This is a genomic window from Pseudomonas sp. NFACC37-1, from assembly GCF_900101575.1.
Lineage (GTDB): Bacteria > Pseudomonadota > Gammaproteobacteria > Pseudomonadales > Pseudomonadaceae > Aquipseudomonas > Aquipseudomonas fluorescens_AA.
This window is the reverse complement of the sequence record NZ_FMUZ01000013.1, coordinates 12,129-29,210: the sequence shown is the minus strand read 5'-3', so window position 1 is coordinate 29,210 and position 17,082 is coordinate 12,129. Positions and strand designations below refer to the sequence as shown.

Genomic DNA, 17,082 nt, shown 5'->3' with positions numbered 1-17,082 from the left:
CTTGCGAGCCCGGCTGTAAAGTTGCCGGAACGGTGCCGCAAGCCTCGCATCACGTCAATCGGGGAAATCAGCAGTCGGGTTTATCCGCCGTATAACGCCGGGCCGGGTTCACCGCCGCGCCGAACTCACGCAACGCCTTGGCGCCGATCAGCAACGGGTAGTTGAAACTGCTGCGGTCGGTCAGGTTGGCTTCCACGGTGCGCTTGACGTTGCCCAGGCACATTTCCAGCTCCACCACCGGGCGCTTGCTGGGGGCGATCTTTTCGTCGTCGTCTTCATCTTCTTCGGAGCGGGTCTTGATCTTGCTGATGCGCGCGACCTTGTGTTCATAGATCTTGTTGCTCGCATCCTTGGTCGCCAGGCGAAAGCGCACCCAGTCATCGCCGTCACGGGTGAAGGTCTCGATGTCCTTGGCCGACAACGAGGCCGTCAACGCACCGGTGTCCATCTTGGCCTTGAGTACTTCACCGCCGATTTCCGGCAGCGCAATGTATTCGTAGCGCCCGTACAGGGTCGGCTCAGCGGCCAGCACTGGGAGGGCCACCAGGGTAAGCAGGGCGAGAAGGGATTTCATGGAATAAGGCTTCCTGTATGGGTGGGCTTTTAGACAGTGGCAAAGGGATTCGTTCTGCGTACTTCAAGATCGATAGCCGAGAACAACCAGCCCGGCGCGGCCCCTGTGGCGAGGGGATTTATCCCCGTTCGAGTGCGAAGCGCTCGCCATGGTGCTGAATCGCTGTACAGAATCCGGGCCGCCGCGCAGCCCGACGGGGATAAATCCCCTCGCCACAGAAGCAAACCCAGCATACCGATCAAAAGGTGAAACATTCGTCCACACCGATTTGGCCTACCGCCCGAAGCTTGCTTATCATGGCCCGCCCACCCGTTCGCAAGAGTCATCTATGCGCCGCCTGCTCACCGGCTGTTTCGTCACCCTGCTGCTGTTGCTCAACACCCTGGTGCTGTTCGGGCCGCTGATGGTGTTCGCACTGCTCAAACTGGTCCTGCCCGGGCGCTTTCGCGACTACGCCTCGTGGGCGGTGATGTGGATCGCCGAGACCTGGGCCGAGATCGACAAACTGATCTTTGCCCTGTGCATCCCTACCCGCTGGGACATTCGCGGCGGTGCGGACCTGCGCAGCGATACCTCTTACCTGGTGATCAGCAATCACCAGTCCTGGGTGGACATCCCCGCCCTCGTCCAGACCCTCAACCGGCGCACGCCGTTCTTCAAGTTCTTCCTCAAGAAGGAACTGATCTGGGTACCGTTCCTGGGGCTGGCCTGGTGGGCCTTGGATTACCCTTTCATGAAACGCTACACCAAGGCGTTCCTGGCGAAGAACCCGGAGCTGGCCGGCAAGGATCTGGAAATCACCAAGGCCGCCTGCGAGCTGTTCAAGCGGCAACCGGTCACCGTGGTCAACTACCTCGAAGGCACCCGCTTCACCACCACCAAAAGCCAACAACAGCAATCGCCCTTCACCCATCTGCTCAAACCCAAGGCCGGTGGCGTGGCGTTCGTGCTGGCGGCCATGGGTGAACAACTGGATGCGGTACTGGACGTGACGGTGGTGTACCCGCAAGAGAAGATTCCCGGGTTCTGGGACTTGATCAGCGGCGCGGTGCCCAGGGTCATCGTCGACATCCAGACCCGCGAACTGGACCCGGCGTTGTGGCAGGGCGATTACGAAAACGATCCGGTGTTTCGCCAGCACGTGCAGGATTGGGTCAACCAGCTATGGACTGAAAAGGATCGGCGCATCGCGGCCTTGCGTCGCGAAGGGCAGCAGGGTTCCTAACAGTTCTGATAGTAGGCAGCGGCGGGGAAACCTACGATGCTGAGGGTCCGGATTTTTGGACCTTGCACGGAGCCCGGTGTATGCCTGCCGCCCCTCATGAAACCGTGTTGTGCCGCTATCGCTACGACCCACTGGATCGCCTGATCGATTGTGCGCCCGCTGTCGAGGCCCGCACCCAGCGCTTTTATTGCAAGAGCCGGCTGGCGACCGAGATACAGGGGGCGGTGCAACGCAGCGTATTCCAGCATGACGACCAACTGTTAGCGCAACTTCGGCGTGAGAATGCAAAGGTCGACACCACCCTACTGGCGACCGATCACCAGCGCTCAGTCCTGAACGCCCTCGACGCCCCCCGCCTCCATCCCCTCGCCTACACGCCCTACGGCCATCGCCCGGCGGAGAACGGCTTGCTCAGTTTGCTTGGGTTCAATGGGGAACGGCCTGATCCAGTGACGGGACATTATTTGTTGGGGAATGGGTATCGGGCGTTCAATACGGTTTTGATGCGGTTTAATAGTCCGGATAGTTGGAGTCCGTTTGGGGAAGGGGGACTGAACACATACGCGTACTGTAAAGCAGATCCAATAAACCGGACGGACCCAACAGGACACATATTTACTAGACTGACCCGTTTTTTCAAAAATTTTTTTGCGAATTCTCCAGCAAAAAAAATGCGCTTAACTGACTTGGATCCAAATAGCTTTCAAGAAATATCGAAATATTTATCAAGCAGCGACATGAACAGCTTAAGACTAGTTTCCAAAGAAACAAAAGAAATGACAGATCAAGCTTCAAATAGCAATTTTAAAATTTACTTGAATAAAAACATTTACAATCGTCGCGGAACCGCTGAAACCCCACTGGACAAAGTAATTGAAGTCGGCTTAGGTCGTAAACCTGGCATCAGTAGCTCTGAAGCCAGCAAAACAATAAGTTTAAATATGGCTCAAAATCTCTTCCCTACTCACGCAACACCCGGCTATTCCTATAGGCCAACGAGCCTTATAACAGGTGAGACCTTAAACTTTAAAAGTGCTTATAAATCCCGAATAAACCGTCGCCACTCTTATACCCTTGCCGATGAACTGGAAAAACTGCCTTCACATAAAGAAGTGATATTCGAGACAGAGCATGTAATTATTATCATTCGTCGAGGAAGCCTCTGACCGACTCTATAACAAGAACGAAACGAAGGGGCTCGATGCCTCAAAAATCAGATAGCGCCAGCCCCCCAGATCCCTCCCAGTCCTTGCAACAACGAACCACCCACACCTTGCTGCCCAAGATACTCAAGAATCACCGGAGCAAACTGCCCAATCATCCCACTGTCCATACCCAGCGCACTGAAGGCATTGTTCAAATCATTGGTGTCCTTGACATTACCCAGCAAGCCATCGAGCAGGGCATTTTTATCGGATCCACCACCCAACAAACCGCCCAGGCCATTTAGCCCACCAATGGCGCTGTTGCCGGCAATTTGATCCAGCCCCGGCACGCTTTTGCTCAACTCAGAAAACTGCGGCTCGCTGAGCCGATTCTTCGCCAGCCCCAGCATCGCACCGGCGCCGCCGATGGCCTGTTCCGGCGTGATCTTGAGTTCCGAGCCCAGGGTGTTGAGCAAGCCGGCCGCTTTCGGCGCGGCGGCTACGACGCCCTCTTCCTCACCTGAGTTGCCCTGCATCGCCGACACCACATTGGCCGCATCGCTGAGGCTGAACTGCGCGAAGGCCGGGCTGGCGGCCAGTGTCAGCAGCCAAGACAGTGCAAAACCACGTGAAACCTTCATCCGGTACATCCTCTTGAGCATGAAAAAGCCGCCCATAACGAGCGGCTTAAAACGTGCGTTGGACTGGCACGGACGGGGATTGTTCCTAAACGTATTACGAGAATGGCCGATAGCCATTACAGAAAATTCTTCAAGGGCCGTAGGAAGCATCTGATTTAACGAAAACTGCGCCTTTTTATATAGCAAAAAGTTACCAAACATCCCTATACAGTTCTAAATTGACATAAATAACGGCCAACATTGACAGTAGCCCGCCCCGACCAAAGCCGTGAAATTGTCGAACTGAGCCCTGGAGCCTGGCACATGAAAAAAATACTGGTTGGAGGCGCGGTCTTGCTTTTGCTGATCATCGGTCCCGTCCATGCCAGTGAAATAACGTGCCCCGCCGTCACTGACATTCACCGGAACATTGAATCCCTGGAAGACGTTTACTTCGTCGATATTCGGGAAGACCTCGAATGGAAGAGCGAAAGCCTGGTGGACGTGGTCGACCCGACCTCGTTGCAATTCGAAGGTGCCGAGTACGTCATCCATGAGGACGATGGGGACGAGCAGACAGCCCCCCGTGCGACCATCACGTGCAGGTACGGGGCGATCAATCTGAAGTTGGACGATCAACAAATCCTGGAACCGGCCTTTTCAAAGTGGATGAGCAATCGCTGCGAAAGCCCGGATACCCAAGTGTGCAGGTTGATGGACGGCGACTACTTCAACTTGATTTATTGATCGGTCCTGGTAACCGCGTCACCGTTCCAGCACCGCCGCCCAAAGCCCCCTGCCCTCGCCTGCACCATTACCGTACAGTGCGGCTTCCTCCAGCAGAGTTTGCCCATGAACGTAAAAATCGGCGGCGCCACCCTCGCGGTCATTCTGACGGGCATGCTCCTTGCCTTTGGCGTCACCGAATGCCAGCGGGGTCCGCTGAATCCGGAGCTTGCCGACGACGTCAGCGACGCGCAGAAGACCTGGTTGACCATCGAGCATCGCATCAAACGCTCCGACCCGGCCCTGACCGAGGTCAGCCGCGATCAGAGACGCTGACCGTGCTCTACCGTCCCGGCGCTTGCACGGACAATTGCGAGCCCTGGGTCCCGCACATGCTGCGTGTGGTCGGCCATGGCCTGGCGGCACTCAATGGCGCGCCAGGGGGCAAGCAATACACGCAAGTGACGGTCAAGGCGCGACTGCTGGCCGACGATGACGTGGAACTGGTCTACGACATGCAGGGTTTCGACGCCATCAAGACGCAACAGGGCGGCTACGTCACCTTCGCCAGCATGCCCCGTGGCCTGAACTTCAGCGCCGATGCCCTGACCCAGGCGCAAGACTATTGCCAAGGCCCCAGCGCCCGGGGTTTCTACCCTGAATTCTGCGACCGGGTCGGGGCCGCAGCTGCACACCCATAACCGTGGCGAGGGAGCTTGCTCCCGCTCGAGTGCGAAGCGCTCGCCGCTGGTATCTGAAAAGCAGGGGCTGCTCTTCCTTTGTGGCGAGGGGATTTATCCCCGCTGGGCTGCGCAGCAGCCCTAAAGCAGCGAACTCAATCCTCCTGACACACCGGGTTGTCTGGTTTGGGGGCCGCTTCGCAGCCCAGCGGGAGCAAGCTCCCTCACCACAATGGACGCGGTGTTCCCGCCTGAATACTCACGACCAAAAATCCCACAACTACTTGGGAAATCCCCCGCAACAGCGAGCCTTGCCCAGCCCAATAGGCGATGCCTATAGTTCTTCCCGTCGTCCACATGGCGACTCGGGTTTGGCGACTCGATAAACTACGGTCAGAAGCCCTGCTTTTTGGCACGGGCTTTTGCACTCGCAAAACTGCTCAATGGTAGCTGTGCGCGGGAGATCTTCGGGTCTGCCGGTTTCCGTAGTAACCCGGTTCGCCAACCCGCGTACAGCTACCACCCATTCGTTTGGCGACGAGTGCGTGGTGGCACTCACCGAACTACGGAGTTTTGCCCAATGAACCGATACATCCCCATCACCGGCGTCGACTGCACCCCCGCCACCCTGCTCATCGACACCCAAGCCCCCCTCGACGTCCTCTACGAAACCGCCGCCTACCGCATCCGTGCCGCCACCCAACTACTGGAGAACATCGCCTTCCGCGAGGAGATCAGTTCCGACGCCGTCGTCCTCCAAGACTTCGCCCTGCTCCTGGCGATTCCCTTGCGCGACGGTTGCGATGTGCTGGACGTGATCGGCCGCCGCTTACAGGCGCAAGCTATGGCATGACCGCCACGTGACGGTCATCTGAATATCACCTGCCACCGGTTATTTCCTCTCGGTATTGCCTACTGTCAACTCTGACAGTAGGCAGCTGTCCGGCCCGACTTTAAGCTCGAACCGTGTCAACGATAACAAGGCCATGGACAATCGGCCTTATACATTCGGGCAAGCAGAGACAATAAAAATGAGCGACCGAATCATAGGAACCGTTAAATGGTTTAACGATGCAAAAGGCTATGGCTTTATTACATGTGGCAAAGGTGGTGAAGAATTGTTCGTGCACTATTCCGCAATATCCGGCGAGGGTTATAAAACGCTGAAGGAAAGGCAAACCGTTTCCTTTGAAATCGAGAGGGGGGCGAAAGGCATGCAGGCTACGAGAGTGATGCCGGAATAATGACCGGCCCTTCCAGTCGATGATCGCGCTATGAAAGATAACCCAGTTAGTTCCTATCTGTTTGGAATGAAAATCATGAACAAAATTTTTTTTGCTGGCCTGCTATCCATCGCTGGGCTACTAGGCGCCGTTCATACTGTGTACGCAGCAAGTTGTCCCTCTATACAAGAGATAGTAGCTACTCCATTACCCAATACCTCGCCGAATGATCCGGTAGGGTCTTACGAATATAAAGTGAGCAGTTCAGGCTGGTCGGGGCAGGCCCATGGGGACAATATCCTGTTGCTGAATGGCTTAGCACTGGAAAGCTCATCCCCAAACACCTGCGTATATGCTGTGGAGATACCAATAGACCAATATGGGAACACCAAGAAGCGAACACTGACACTCACCAAAGGGAGTTGATAACTCATTCCGTACATCCCATTTTTTGCACGAAGCCAGCCAAGACAAATAAAAAAGGGCGACATCACTGTCGCCCTTTTTCCGTCCTGCCTACTGCTTTACGCCGCACTGAACAACTTATGCGGATCAATCACAAACTTCTTCGGCACGCCCGCATCGAACTCGCCATAGCCCTTCGGCGCATCATCCAGGCTGATAACCTGCACACCGACGATTTCGGCGATGTTGATGCGGTCCCACATGATCGCCTGCATCAGCTGGCGGTTGTACTTCATCACCGGGGTCTGGCCGGTGTGGAAGCTGTGGGATTTGGCCCAGCCCAGGCCGAAACGGATGCTCAGGCTGCCCATTTTGGCCGCCGCATCGACTGCGCCCGGATCTTCGGTGACGTAGAGGCCGGGAATACCGATCTTGCCAGCGACGCGGACCACACCCATCAACGAGTTGAGCACGGTGGCCGGGGCTTCGTGCTTGACGCCGTCATGGCCATGGCCGCGGGCTTCGAAGCCTACCGCATCGACAGCACAGTCGACTTCAGGCTCGCCCAGCAGCGCAGCGATCTGTTCGTGCAACGGTGTATCGGTGGACAGGTCGGCAATTTCGAAACCCTGGGCCTTGGCGTGAGCCAGGCGGATCGGGTTGACGTCGCCGATGATCACCACCGCCGCGCCCAACAGGCGAGCGGAAGCGGCAGCCGCCAGGCCAACCGGGCCGGCACCCGCGATGTAGACGGTGCTGCCAGGGCCAACACCCGCAGTGACGGCGCCGTGGTAGCCGGTCGGCAGAATGTCGGACAGGCAGGTCAGGTCACGGATCTTCTCCATGGCCTTGTCGCGGTCCGGCAGTTTCAGCAGGTTGAAGTCGGCGTACGGCACCAGCACGTATTCGGCTTGGCCGCCGGTCCAGTCGCCCATGTCCACATAACCGTAGGCACCGCCGGCACGGGCCGGGTTGACGCTCAGGCAGACGCCCGTGTGTTGCTCCTTGCAGGAACGGCAGCGCCCGCAAGCCACGTTGAACGGCACCGACACCAGGTCACCGATTTTCAGGTTCTCGACGTCGCTGCCCTTTTCGATCACTTCACCGGTGATCTCGTGACCCAGGACCAGGCCGGTCTGGGCAGTGGTGCGACCGCGGACCATGTGTTGGTCGGAGCCGCAGATGTTGGTGGAGACCACGCGCAGGATGACACCGTGCTCAATCTTCCTGCCGCGCGGGTCCTGCATTTTTGGATAGTCGATTTTCTGTACTTCGACCTTGCCGTTGCCGAGATACACGACACCACGATTACCAGACATGCTTTCACCTCGCTGTTGTTTTTGTGGAACTGCGTTGCCCAGGCAGGCAGCGCGTTGATTGCTCGGGTAGTGCTTGTGTCTTGTTTCTTTGTTGTCTGTAAGGGCCTCTTCGCGGGCAAGCCCGCTCCCACATTGTATTTTTGGTGGACCTGTGGGAGCGAGCTTGCTCGCGAATGGGCTGCGAAGCGGCCCCAAAAAACTAAAGAACGACCGTGCGATTGGCGTTCAAAAACACCCTTCTTTCGATGTGATACCCCACGGCCCGGGCCAGGGTCAGCCCTTCGATGTCCCGTCCCTTGGCAATCAAATCCTCGGGATAGTGGCTGTGGTCCACCACTTCCACGCCCTGGGCGATGATCGGGCCTTCGTCCAGGTCGTTGTTGATGTAGTGCGCCGTCGCACCGACCAGCTTCACGCCTTTGTTATAGGCCTGGTGATACGGCTTGGCGCCCTTGAAGCCCGGCAGCAGCGAGTGATGGATGTTGATCGCCTTGCCATCGAGCTTGCGGCACAACTCCGGCGACAGCACTTGCATGTAGCGGGCAAGGATCACCAGCTCGGCACCGGTGTCTTCGATCACCTGCCATACCTGTCGCTCCTGGGCCGGCTTGTCGTTCGGGTCCAGGGGGAAATGGTAGTAGGGAATCTGGTGCCAGTCGGCCAGCGGCTTGAGGTCCGGGTGGTTGGACACCACGGCCACCACGTCCATGGACAACTGGCCGATGCGCTGGCGATAGAGCAAATCGTTGAGGCAGTGATCGGCCTTGGAGACCATGATCACCACTTTGGGCCGATAGTTGGGCGGCGTCAGTTCGAAGACCATGCCGAAAGCTTGCGCACGTTCGGCCAGGCCGGCGCGAAAGGCCTGCTCGTCAAAACCGTCGGGCTGACGAAACTCCACGCGAATGAAGAAACGCGCCGAAAGCCGGTCGTCGAAGGAGTGGTGCTCGGTGACATAGCAGCCCTGCTCGAACAGAAAGCGGGTCACCGCGTCCACGGTGCCGAGCACGCTGGGGCAGTCGGCAGTCAAGATCCATGTATCCGGGGCGCGGCTCATTGCGGTGACTCCTGTTCGTTATGGCTAAACCCCGCCGAACACAGAACTCTGTGGCGAGGGGATTTATCCCCGCTGGGCTGCGAAGCAGCCTCAAAAGCTTGATGAGAACAACCTGACACTCTGAAGTAGCAGGTTTGGGGCTGCTACGCAGCCCAACGGGGATAAATCCCCTCACCACAAAAGTGTTCGGCTTTAGACCGTGTTTTTAGGCCTGCACGCTCAACCCATACTCAGCCGCGGCATCCTGCAACCACAGCCACCAGTAATCGGAGAAGCTGCGGCGGATCACCAGCTCCCAGGTGTCTTCGCCCGTGTGGCGGATCACCAGTTGCGACTTGGCGAACACCGTACCCACGGCCTTGCCCACCGGGAAGTTGCTTGGGTGTACATCGTAGCTGGTGGACTTCATCAGCACGTCGCGCACGTTCGGGCCGGACAGCTCGAGGAGCTGCTGGCCGCCGCTGACGTTGACGATCTGGATATGCAGGTCGCCCAGGGCCTCACGCAGTTTCTGCTCGGCGGCGAATTCTTCGCCAGTGGGCACCACCAGCAGCCATTCATCCGGGCCGAGCCATTGCAGGCTGGTTTCACCCTTGACGATGACGGTCAGGGCGCCTGGCAATTCCAGGCCCAGGGCCTTGTGCACGCCCGCGGCGAACGCCGGGTCGTGGCCGTCGCCACGAAGGGTCAGGTGACCCAGGAGTTTTTTCTCGCGCACGGTCACACCGGCGTTCTTGCGACCCTTGCCCACCAGGCTGGCGAGGTCGGCATGGTGCAGCGACGACTCGGCCTTGGCCCCGGTGGTTGGGCGTTGTTGGTACACGTTGACTGCGGTCATATGGAGCACCTGTCTCGTAGATTGATCGTTCCCACGCTCTGCGTGGGAATGCCGCCATGGACGCTCTGCGTCCGCTTTTGGGACGCGGAGCGTCCCGGGATGCATTCCCACGCAGAGCGTGGGAACGATCAGGTATCAAATATTCTGCCGATCCCCCTTCGGATCGAAGAACACCGAAGAAACGATCTCTGCCTCGATCACGCTGCCATCGGCCAATGGCGCGAACACTCGTTCGCCCATCCGCTTCAGGCCGCCCTTGACCACACCCATGGCAAACGAATAACCCAGGGAGTTGTGGGCGTAGCTGGAGGTCACGTGACCGACCATGGTCATCGGGATCGCCTGCTTGGTGTTGAACACCAGTTGCGCGCCTTCCGGCAGCCAGACATTCGGGTCGATCGGCTTGAGACCCACCAGTTGCTTGCGGTCTTCACGCACGCAATCTTCGCGATTCATGCCGCGCCAGCCGATCCACGAGAACGGTTTGGTCCGGCCTACGCACCAGCCCATGTTCAGGTCGTCCGGCGTCATCGAGCTGTCAGTGTCCTGGCCGACGATGATGAAGCCCTTCTCGGCCCGCAATACGTGCATGGTCTCGGTGCCGTACGGGGTCAGGTTGTATTTCTTCCCGGCCTCGACGATCTGCTCGAGCACGCCCATGGCGTAGTCGGCCTGTACGTTGATTTCGTACGACAGTTCACCGGTGAACGAGATCCGGAACACCCGTGCCGGCACGCCACCCACCAGGCCTTCCTTCCAGGTCATGAACGGGAACGCGTCCTTGTCCAGGTCGATGTCGGTGACTTCGCTCAGCAGCTTGCGGCTGTTGGGGCCCGACAGGGTCATGGTCGCCCAGTGGTCGGTGACCGAGGTGAAGTACACCTTCAGGTCCGGCCATTCGGTCTGGTGATAGATCTCCAGCCATTGCAGCACGCGCGCCGCGCCGCCCGTGGTGGTGGTCATCAGGAAGTGGTTGTCCGCCAGACAGGCCGTTACGCCGTCGTCGAAGACCATGCCGTCTTCCTTGCACATCAGGCCGTAGCGGGCCTTGCCCACGTCGAGCTTGGTCCAGGCGTTGGTGTAGACGCGGTTGAGGAACTCGCGGGCATCCGGGCCCTGGATGTCGATCTTGCCCAGGGTCGAGGCGTCCAGCAGGCCGACGCTGTCACGTACCGCCTTGCATTCGCGCTTGACCGCGGCGTGCATGTCTTCGCCGTTCTTCGGGAAGTACCAAGGGCGTTTCCATTGGCCGACGTCTTCGAACTCGGCGCCATTCTTCACATGCCAGGCATGCAGTGCGGTGAAGCGCACCGGCTCGAAGATGTGCCCACAGTGCCGGCCAGCCACCGCGCCGAAAGTCACCGGCGTGTAGTTCGGACGGAACATGGTGGTGCCCATCTGCGGGATGCTCACGTTCAGCGAACGGGCCGCGATGGCCAGGCCGTTGACGTTGCCCAGTTTGCCCTGGTCAGTACCGAAGCCCAGTGCGGTGTAGCGCTTGACGTGTTCCACCGACTCGAAGCCTTCGCGGGTGGCGAGTTCGATGGCGGCGGCGGTCACGTCGTTCTGCAGGTCGACGAATTGCTTCGGCGCCCGTGCGGTGGATTTTTCGTGAGGCACCTGGAACAGCGCCAGGGTCGGCTCTTCATGACGGCTCAGGGCTTTGGGCAATACGCCCTCCACCGCTTTGAAGCCGGCTTCGCTGGCCGCGCGCACGCCGCCCTCGAAGCCATCGGCCAAGCTGTCGCCGAGGCTGTAGACACCGTTCACACCGCCGACGCAGACACGTTTTTGCGGTGCTTCGCCCGGTACGAAACCGAGGATGTCTTCACGCCAGATCGGCTTGCCGCCCAGGTGCGAAGCCAAGTGAACCACCGGGCTGTAGCCGCCGGAGCTGGCCACCAGGTCGCAGTCCAGCCATTCGCCTGGGCTGGTGACTTTATGGGCGCGGACGTCGATCGCGGCAACACGGGCCCCGGTGACACGCTTGCTGCCACGGGCCTCGACCACGGCGCTGCCGGTGAGGATACGGATGCCCTTGGCGCGGGCTTCTTCCACCAGCGCGCCACGTGGGTTGCTGCGCGCATCGGCCACGGCCACCACTTGCAGACCGGCGTCGAACCAGTCCAGTGCTACGCGATAGGCGTGGTCGTTGTTGGTGCTCAGCACCAGTTTCTTGCCCGGTGCCACGCCGTAGCGACGCACGTAGGTCGACACCGCACCGGCCAGCATGTTGCCCGGCACGTCGTTGTTGCCGTAGACCAGCGGGCGCTCGCAGGCGCCGGTCGCCAGCACCACGCGCTTGGCGCGAACGCGGTTGATGCGCTGGCGAACCTGGCCGATCGGTGCGCGGTCACCGAGGTGGTCGGTGAGGCGCTCGTGGATGGTCAGGAAGTTATGGTCGTGGTAACCGTTCACCGTGGCACGAGGCAGCAACACCACGTCGGGCATCGACTTGAGTTCAGCGACAACAGAGGCTACCCATTCGGTCGCCGGCTTGCCGTCCAGGCTCTCGCGGGAGTCGAGCAGGCTGCCGCCGAACTCTTCCTGCTCATCGGCCAGGATGACGCGCGCACCGCTGCGGGCCGCGGCCAATGCGGCGGCCAGGCCGGCAGGGCCAGCACCGACGATCAACACGTCGCAGTGACGGTTCATGTAGTCGTAGGTGTCCGGATCGTTCTCGGTCGGCGAGCGGCCCAGGCCGGCGGCCTTGCGGATGTACTTCTCGTAGGTCATCCAGAACGATTGCGGGTACATGAAGGTTTTGTAGTAGAAGCCCGGCGGCATCAGCTTGCCGCCGACCTTGCCGAGAATGCCCATCATGTCGTTGTTCACGTTCGGCCAGCCGTTGGTGCTGGTGGCGACCAAACCTTGGTACAGCGCCTGTTGCGTGGCGCGCACGTTAGGGATCTGCGTGGCTTCGGTGGCACCGATCTGCAGCACCGCGTTCGGCTCTTCTGCGCCGGCGGCGAAGATGCCGCGCGGCCGGGAATACTTGAAGCTGCGACCGATGATGTCGACACCGTTGGCCAGCAGCGCAGCGGCCAGGGAGTCGCCCTCGAAGCCTTTGTAGGTCTGGCCGTTGAAGGTGAAGCTCAGCACTTTGTTGCGGTCGATCCGTCCGCCGTTGGACAGGCGATTGATCTGGCTCATACCTTCTCTCCCAGAGCCTGTGCAGCCGCTTTCGGACTGTCAGCCTTGTCGGTGAACTGCGGCTTTTGGCCGATCTTGTAGGTTTCGAGAATCTCGTAGGTCACGGTGTCACGGGTCACGTTGAAGTACTGACGGCAACCGGCGACGTGGTCCCACAGTTCATGGTGCAACCCGCGTGGGTTGTCACGGAAGAACATGTAGTCGCCCCACTCCTCGTCGGTGCAGGCGTTCGGATCCAGCGGACGCGGGATATGCGCCTGGCCGGATGCGTGGAATTCCTCTTCGGAGCGCAGTTCGCCGCAGTGAGGACAGAAGATGTGCAACATAGGGGATTTCTCCTGTTAGTGGGCGACGGCAGCAGCGCCGTGTTCGTCGATCAGTGCGCCGTTGTGGAAACGGTCGATGGAAAACGGCGCGGCCAGCGGGTGCATTTCACCCTTGGCCAGGCTTGCAGCGAAGACGTTGCCCGAACCCGGGGTGGCCTTGAAGCCGCCGGTACCCCAACCGCAGTTGAAGAACATGTTCGGCACCGGGGTCTTGGAGATGATCGGGCAGGCGTCCGGCGTGGTGTCGACGATGCCGCCCCACTGGCGGTTCATGCGTACGCGGGACAAAACCGGGAACATCTCGACGATGGCCTGGACCGTGTGTTCGATCACCGGGTACGAGCCGCGCTGGCCGTAGCCGTTGTAGCCGTCGATACCGGCACCGATCACCAGGTCGCCCTTGTCGGACTGGCTGATGTAGCCGTGCACGGCGTTGGACATGATCACGCTGTCGATGATCGGTTTGATCGGCTCGGACACCAACGCTTGCAGCGGATGGGATTCGATCGGCAGGCGGAAGCCCGCGAGCTTGGCCATGTGCCCGGAGTTACCGGCGGTCACCACGCCGACGCGCTTGGCGCCGATGAAGCCCTTGTTGGTTTCCACGCCGATGCACACGCCGTTTTCCTTGCGGAAACCGATCACTTCGGTCTGCTGGATCAGGTCCACGCCCAACGCGTCCGCCGCCCGGGCAAAGCCCCAGGCCACGGCATCGTGACGGGCCACGCCGCCGCGACGCTGGACGGTGGCGCCCATCACCGGGTAGCGGGTGTTTTTCGAGCAATCCAGGTACGGGATCTCATCGGCCACTTGCTTGGCGTTGAGCAGCTCGCCATCCACGCCGTTGAGGCGGTTGGCGCTGACGCGACGCTCGGAATCACGGATGTCCTGCAGGGTGTGGCACAGGTTGTAGACGCCACGCTGGGAGAACATCACGTTGTAGTTCAGGTCCTGGGACAGGCCTTCCCAGAGTTTCATCGCGTGTTCGTACAGGTGGGCCGATTCGTCCCACAAGTAGTTGGAGCGCACGATGGTGGTGTTGCGCGCGGTGTTACCGCCGCCCAACCAGCCCTTCTCGACCACCGCCACGTTGGTGATGCCGTGTTCCTTGGCCAGGTAGTAGGCGGTCGCCAGACCATGCCCGCCACCGCCGACGATGACCACGTCGTAGACCTTTTTCGGGGTCGGCGTGCGCCACATCCGCTGCCAGTTTTCGTGATGGCTGAGTGAGTGTTTGAAGAGGCCGAAGCCCGAATAGCGTTGCATAGTCATTACTCCAAAACCGACTCAGCGATAAACCGGGAAGTCCGCGCACAGGGCCGCCACTTGCTGGGCGACATTGGCCTCGACATCGGCATCGCCGAGGTTGTCGAGAATGTCGCAGATCCAGCCGGCCAGCGTGACGCACTGGGTAACCTTGAAGCCACGGGTGGTCACCGCCGGGGTGCCGATGCGCAGGCCCGACGTCACGAATGGCGATTGCGGGTCGTTCGGCACGGCGTTCTTGTTGACGGTGATGTGGGCGCGGCCCAGGGCAGCATCGGCATCCTTGCCGGTCAGGCCCTGACGGATCAGGCTGACCAGGAACAGGTGGTTATCGGTACCACCGGACACTACATCGTAGCCGCGCTTGATGAACACGCCAGCCATGGCCTGGGCGTTATCGATCACTTGCTGCTGATAAGCCTTGAAGCCAGGCTCCGCCGCTTCCTTGAAGCACACCGCCTTGCCGGCGATCACGTGCATCAGCGGGCCGCCCTGGGCGCCGGGGAATACCGCCGCGTTGAGCTTCTTCTCGATTTCTTCGTTGGCCTTGGCCAGGATCAGGCCACCACGCGGACCGCGCAGGGTCTTGTGGGTGGTGGTGGTGACCACGTCGGCGTACGGCAGCGGGTTCGGGTACAGACCGGCGGCAACCAGACCGGCCACGTGGGCCATGTCGACGAACAGCAGGGCACCGACCTTGTCGGCGATCTGGCGGAAACGTGGGAAATCCAGGGTCTTGGAGTAAGCGGAGAAACCGGCCACGATCATTTTCGGCTTGTGCTCGACCGCCAGGCGCTCGACTTCGTCGTAGTCGATCAGGCCGGTGGTGGTGTCGATGCCGTATTGCACCGCGTTGTAGAGCTTGCCCGAGGACGACACCTTGGCACCGTGGGTCAGGTGACCGCCATGGGCCAGGCTCATGCCCAGGATGGTGTCGCCGGCCTGCAGCAGGGCCAGGTACACGGCGCTGTTGGCCGAAGACCCGGAGTGCGGCTGGACGTTGGCGTAATCGGCACCGAACAACTGCTTGGCACGCTCGATGGCCAGGGCCTCGACTTTGTCGACGTGCTCGCAGCCACCGTAGTAGCGCTTGCCCGGATAGCCTTCGGCGTACTTGTTGGTCAGGCCGCTGCCCTGGGCCTCCATCACGCGCTTGCTGGTGTAGTTCTCCGACGCGATCAGCTCGATGTGATCTTCCTGGCGTTGCTCTTCGGCGTTCATCGCCGCCAGCAGCGCATCATCGTAGCCTTGAATTTGGTCTTGTTTGCTGAACATCGCGTCTCTCCCAGCGGCGGCGGTGCGCCTTTCGTCTCGGTGAGGCACGGACCATTCGGTCGTGCCCTTTGGATGCGATGGTATGGCTGGCGCAGGCATGTCAAATGCCTATGGACGCCACGCAAAGGTGCGTTTACGACATAGGAACAGACACGGTCCTGTTTGGACTGGAGACAGGGTCCTTGTGGCGAGGGGATTTATCCCCGCTGGGGCGCGAAGCGGCCCTAAAACCAGACACCTGGGTGTGTCGGATTGACCGAATTAGCCAGTTTTGGGGGGCTGCTTCGCAGCCCAACGGGGATAAATCCCCTCACCACAGATAAATCCCCTCGCCACAGATAAATCCCCTCGCCACAGATAAATCCCCTCGCCACAGATAGGTCCCCTCGCCACAGGGTTCTGTTCAGGCCGATAGGTGGCGAACCGCGAGCAACAGCAGGAAATGCGCTGGATAAAGGCCATAGGCCCAGCGCCGCATCGCCGGTGGATGAAAACGACCGGCGCGTCGCAAAAGCACCTGCCCAAGCCATGGCGCGACCAGGCAAGCCACCAGCCCCCACAACGCCACCCCATTTCCCAACCACGCCGCGCCATACAACACTCGCCATTGGTTGGCCGCCACGCAGACCAGCCCCGGCAACAGCGCCATGTACAAGGGACGCTTGAATACCAGCAACATCGCCAGCGGCAGCAGCACACCGAAGAAACCGAACATCAGCTGCGACGAAAACAGCGCCGCCAACAGCAACGCCATCACCGCCAGGCATCGCGCCTCCAAGGTGGGCGTTTGCCAGCAGCGCGCCACCAACAATCCCAGCACCAGGGTTGGCATCACATTCAGGGTGCCGGGATCAGGAATGAACAAGCGGTAGGGGATTTCGCTGACGGCACTGAATAACAGCAGCCAGCCCAGGTACCGCCATGGAGCGGCGCTGGCACCCCTGCGTGCCAGATTCGCCGCCATCGCCAGGCAGAACCACGGGAATGCCAGGCGTCCCGGCACATAGAGCCAATCGACGGAAAAACCGACATATCGCAGATGATCGAGGACCATCGACAAAAGAGCCAACCACTTGAGCAGGTCCAGAGCCCCATCACGCCGGCTCATGAATAAAGCCGCGCGACGAGATTGATACTTTCCGACAGAAACATCCGGTGTGTTCCCCCGCTAATCTTGGGTAAAGTGCGCACCAACATCGACCACGGCGCTGCGGACCCAAGCACGCCGAACAATGGAACCCCTTACCCGG

The 17,082-nt window shown here is 60.0% G+C and carries 16 protein-coding genes and 1 pseudogene; 7 read left to right on the top strand and 10 right to left on the bottom strand.

The features are described from left to right. Positions 1 to 67: 67 nt before the first annotated feature. Positions 68 to 574, bottom strand: coding sequence for a retropepsin-like aspartic peptidase RloA2 (locus BLP82_RS15480; protein ID WP_092169482.1), 507 nt, complete (start codon positions 572 to 574; stop codon positions 68 to 70). Positions 575 to 902: 328 nt separating this feature from the next. Here BLP82_RS15480 and BLP82_RS15475 point away from each other — a divergent pair, with 328 nt between their 5' ends. Then, the gene (locus BLP82_RS15475) at positions 903 to 1,799 is read left to right on the top strand and encodes an acyltransferase (protein WP_092169478.1); all 897 of its coding nucleotides are present in this window, start codon (positions 903 to 905) and stop codon (positions 1,797 to 1,799) included. 80 nt (positions 1,800 to 1,879) lie between these two features. Continuing rightward, a complete protein-coding gene (locus tag BLP82_RS31660; protein WP_256574128.1) occupies positions 1,880 to 2,965 on the top strand; it encodes an RHS repeat-associated core domain-containing protein in 1,086 nt (361 codons plus the stop codon). A 47-nt stretch (positions 2,966 to 3,012) separates the two neighbouring features. Here BLP82_RS31660 and BLP82_RS15465 read toward each other — a convergent pair whose 3' ends face one another. Then, the gene (locus tag BLP82_RS15465) at positions 3,013 to 3,585 is read right to left on the bottom strand and encodes a DUF2780 domain-containing protein (RefSeq protein ID WP_092169473.1); all 573 of its coding nucleotides are present in this window, start codon (positions 3,583 to 3,585) and stop codon (positions 3,013 to 3,015) included. A 303-nt stretch (positions 3,586 to 3,888) separates the two neighbouring features. Here BLP82_RS15465 and BLP82_RS15460 point away from each other — a divergent pair, with 303 nt between their 5' ends. The 5 genes and pseudogenes from BLP82_RS15460 (at position 3,889) to BLP82_RS15440 (ending at position 6,214) form a co-directional block, all read left to right on the top strand. Next, positions 3,889 to 4,311, top strand: coding sequence for a DUF3757 domain-containing protein (locus BLP82_RS15460; RefSeq protein ID WP_092169469.1), 423 nt, complete (start codon positions 3,889 to 3,891; stop codon positions 4,309 to 4,311). 105 nt (positions 4,312 to 4,416) lie between these two features. Next, positions 4,417 to 4,991, top strand: a pseudogene (locus BLP82_RS32035) (hypothetical protein). 422 nt (positions 4,992 to 5,413) lie between these two features. Further along, positions 5,414 to 5,554, top strand: a complete 141-nt coding sequence (locus BLP82_RS32030; protein ID WP_092169466.1) for an ash family protein — start codon at positions 5,414 to 5,416, stop codon at positions 5,552 to 5,554. Next, the gene (locus BLP82_RS15445) at positions 5,551 to 5,823 is read left to right on the top strand and encodes a hypothetical protein (protein WP_092169463.1); all 273 of its coding nucleotides are present in this window, start codon (positions 5,551 to 5,553) and stop codon (positions 5,821 to 5,823) included. The genes BLP82_RS32030 and BLP82_RS15445 overlap by 4 nt, the downstream gene beginning before the upstream one ends. Positions 5,824 to 6,001: 178 nt before the next feature. Beyond that, positions 6,002 to 6,214 (top strand): cold-shock protein, encoded by a 213-nt coding sequence (locus BLP82_RS15440; RefSeq protein WP_092169783.1) that lies wholly within the window; start codon positions 6,002 to 6,004, stop codon positions 6,212 to 6,214. Between the two features lie 503 nt (positions 6,215 to 6,717). Here the strand turns inward: BLP82_RS15440 and fdhA are convergent. The 8 genes from fdhA to BLP82_RS15400 all read right to left on the bottom strand — a co-directional run bounded on the left by fdhA (position 6,718) and on the right by BLP82_RS15400 (position 16,940). Continuing rightward, a complete protein-coding gene (gene fdhA / locus BLP82_RS15435; protein ID WP_092169460.1) occupies positions 6,718 to 7,917 on the bottom strand; it encodes a formaldehyde dehydrogenase, glutathione-independent in 1,200 nt (399 codons plus the stop codon). A gap of 199 nt (positions 7,918 to 8,116) precedes the next feature. Beyond that, on the bottom strand, positions 8,117 to 8,974 hold the full coding sequence (purU, locus tag BLP82_RS15430; protein WP_060740301.1) for a formyltetrahydrofolate deformylase: 858 nt from the start codon (positions 8,972 to 8,974) through the stop codon (positions 8,117 to 8,119). 205 nt (positions 8,975 to 9,179) lie between these two features. Continuing rightward, complete coding sequence (locus BLP82_RS15425; RefSeq protein WP_092169451.1) at positions 9,180 to 9,812, bottom strand: sarcosine oxidase subunit gamma; 633 nt, start codon at positions 9,810 to 9,812, stop codon at positions 9,180 to 9,182. A 135-nt stretch (positions 9,813 to 9,947) separates the two neighbouring features. Continuing rightward, positions 9,948 to 12,965 (bottom strand): sarcosine oxidase subunit alpha, encoded by a 3,018-nt coding sequence (locus BLP82_RS15420; RefSeq protein WP_060740299.1) that lies wholly within the window; start codon positions 12,963 to 12,965, stop codon positions 9,948 to 9,950. Continuing rightward, positions 12,962 to 13,291 (bottom strand): sarcosine oxidase subunit delta, encoded by a 330-nt coding sequence (locus BLP82_RS15415; RefSeq protein ID WP_014340581.1) that lies wholly within the window; start codon positions 13,289 to 13,291, stop codon positions 12,962 to 12,964. The genes BLP82_RS15420 and BLP82_RS15415 overlap by 4 nt, the downstream gene beginning before the upstream one ends. A 15-nt stretch (positions 13,292 to 13,306) precedes the next feature. After that, positions 13,307 to 14,557 (bottom strand): sarcosine oxidase subunit beta, encoded by a 1,251-nt coding sequence (locus tag BLP82_RS15410; RefSeq protein WP_003177603.1) that lies wholly within the window; start codon positions 14,555 to 14,557, stop codon positions 13,307 to 13,309. 21 nt (positions 14,558 to 14,578) lie between these two features. Further along, entirely contained in the window at positions 14,579 to 15,832 is a 1,254-nt protein-coding gene (glyA, locus tag BLP82_RS15405; RefSeq protein WP_003206308.1) for a serine hydroxymethyltransferase, read from the bottom strand. A gap of 403 nt (positions 15,833 to 16,235) precedes the next feature. Further along, the gene (locus BLP82_RS15400) at positions 16,236 to 16,940 is read right to left on the bottom strand and encodes a TraX family protein (RefSeq protein ID WP_092169446.1); all 705 of its coding nucleotides are present in this window, start codon (positions 16,938 to 16,940) and stop codon (positions 16,236 to 16,238) included. Between the last annotated feature and the right edge of the window lie 142 nt (positions 16,941 to 17,082).

What these genes read in the sequence shown, in the direction of transcription:
- BLP82_RS15480 (WP_092169482.1), bottom strand. Translation starts at nt 574, where the DNA reads ATGAAATCCCTTCTCGCCCTGCTTACCCTGGTGGCCCTCCCAGTGCTG.
- BLP82_RS15475 (WP_092169478.1), top strand. Translation starts at nt 903, where the DNA reads ATGCGCCGCCTGCTCACCGGCTGTTTCGTCACCCTGCTGCTGTTGCTC.
- BLP82_RS31660 (WP_256574128.1), top strand. Translation starts at nt 1,880, where the DNA reads ATGCCTGCCGCCCCTCATGAAACCGTGTTGTGCCGCTATCGCTACGAC.
- BLP82_RS15465 (WP_092169473.1), bottom strand. Translation starts at nt 3,585, where the DNA reads ATGAAGGTTTCACGTGGTTTTGCACTGTCTTGGCTGCTGACACTGGCC.
- BLP82_RS15460 (WP_092169469.1), top strand. Translation starts at nt 3,889, where the DNA reads ATGAAAAAAATACTGGTTGGAGGCGCGGTCTTGCTTTTGCTGATCATC.
- BLP82_RS32030 (WP_092169466.1), top strand. Translation starts at nt 5,414, where the DNA reads ATGGTAGCTGTGCGCGGGAGATCTTCGGGTCTGCCGGTTTCCGTAGTA.
- BLP82_RS15445 (WP_092169463.1), top strand. Translation starts at nt 5,551, where the DNA reads ATGAACCGATACATCCCCATCACCGGCGTCGACTGCACCCCCGCCACC.
- BLP82_RS15440 (WP_092169783.1), top strand. Translation starts at nt 6,002, where the DNA reads ATGAGCGACCGAATCATAGGAACCGTTAAATGGTTTAACGATGCAAAA.
- fdhA (WP_092169460.1), bottom strand. Translation starts at nt 7,917, where the DNA reads ATGTCTGGTAATCGTGGTGTCGTGTATCTCGGCAACGGCAAGGTCGAA.
- purU (WP_060740301.1), bottom strand. Translation starts at nt 8,974, where the DNA reads ATGAGCCGCGCCCCGGATACATGGATCTTGACTGCCGACTGCCCCAGC.
- BLP82_RS15425 (WP_092169451.1), bottom strand. Translation starts at nt 9,812, where the DNA reads ATGACCGCAGTCAACGTGTACCAACAACGCCCAACCACCGGGGCCAAG.
- BLP82_RS15420 (WP_060740299.1), bottom strand. Translation starts at nt 12,965, where the DNA reads ATGAGCCAGATCAATCGCCTGTCCAACGGCGGACGGATCGACCGCAAC.
- BLP82_RS15415 (WP_014340581.1), bottom strand. Translation starts at nt 13,291, where the DNA reads ATGTTGCACATCTTCTGTCCTCACTGCGGCGAACTGCGCTCCGAAGAG.
- BLP82_RS15410 (WP_003177603.1), bottom strand. Translation starts at nt 14,557, where the DNA reads ATGCAACGCTATTCGGGCTTCGGCCTCTTCAAACACTCACTCAGCCAT.
- glyA (WP_003206308.1), bottom strand. Translation starts at nt 15,832, where the DNA reads ATGTTCAGCAAACAAGACCAAATTCAAGGCTACGATGATGCGCTGCTG.
- BLP82_RS15400 (WP_092169446.1), bottom strand. Translation starts at nt 16,940, where the DNA reads ATGAGCCGGCGTGATGGGGCTCTGGACCTGCTCAAGTGGTTGGCTCTT.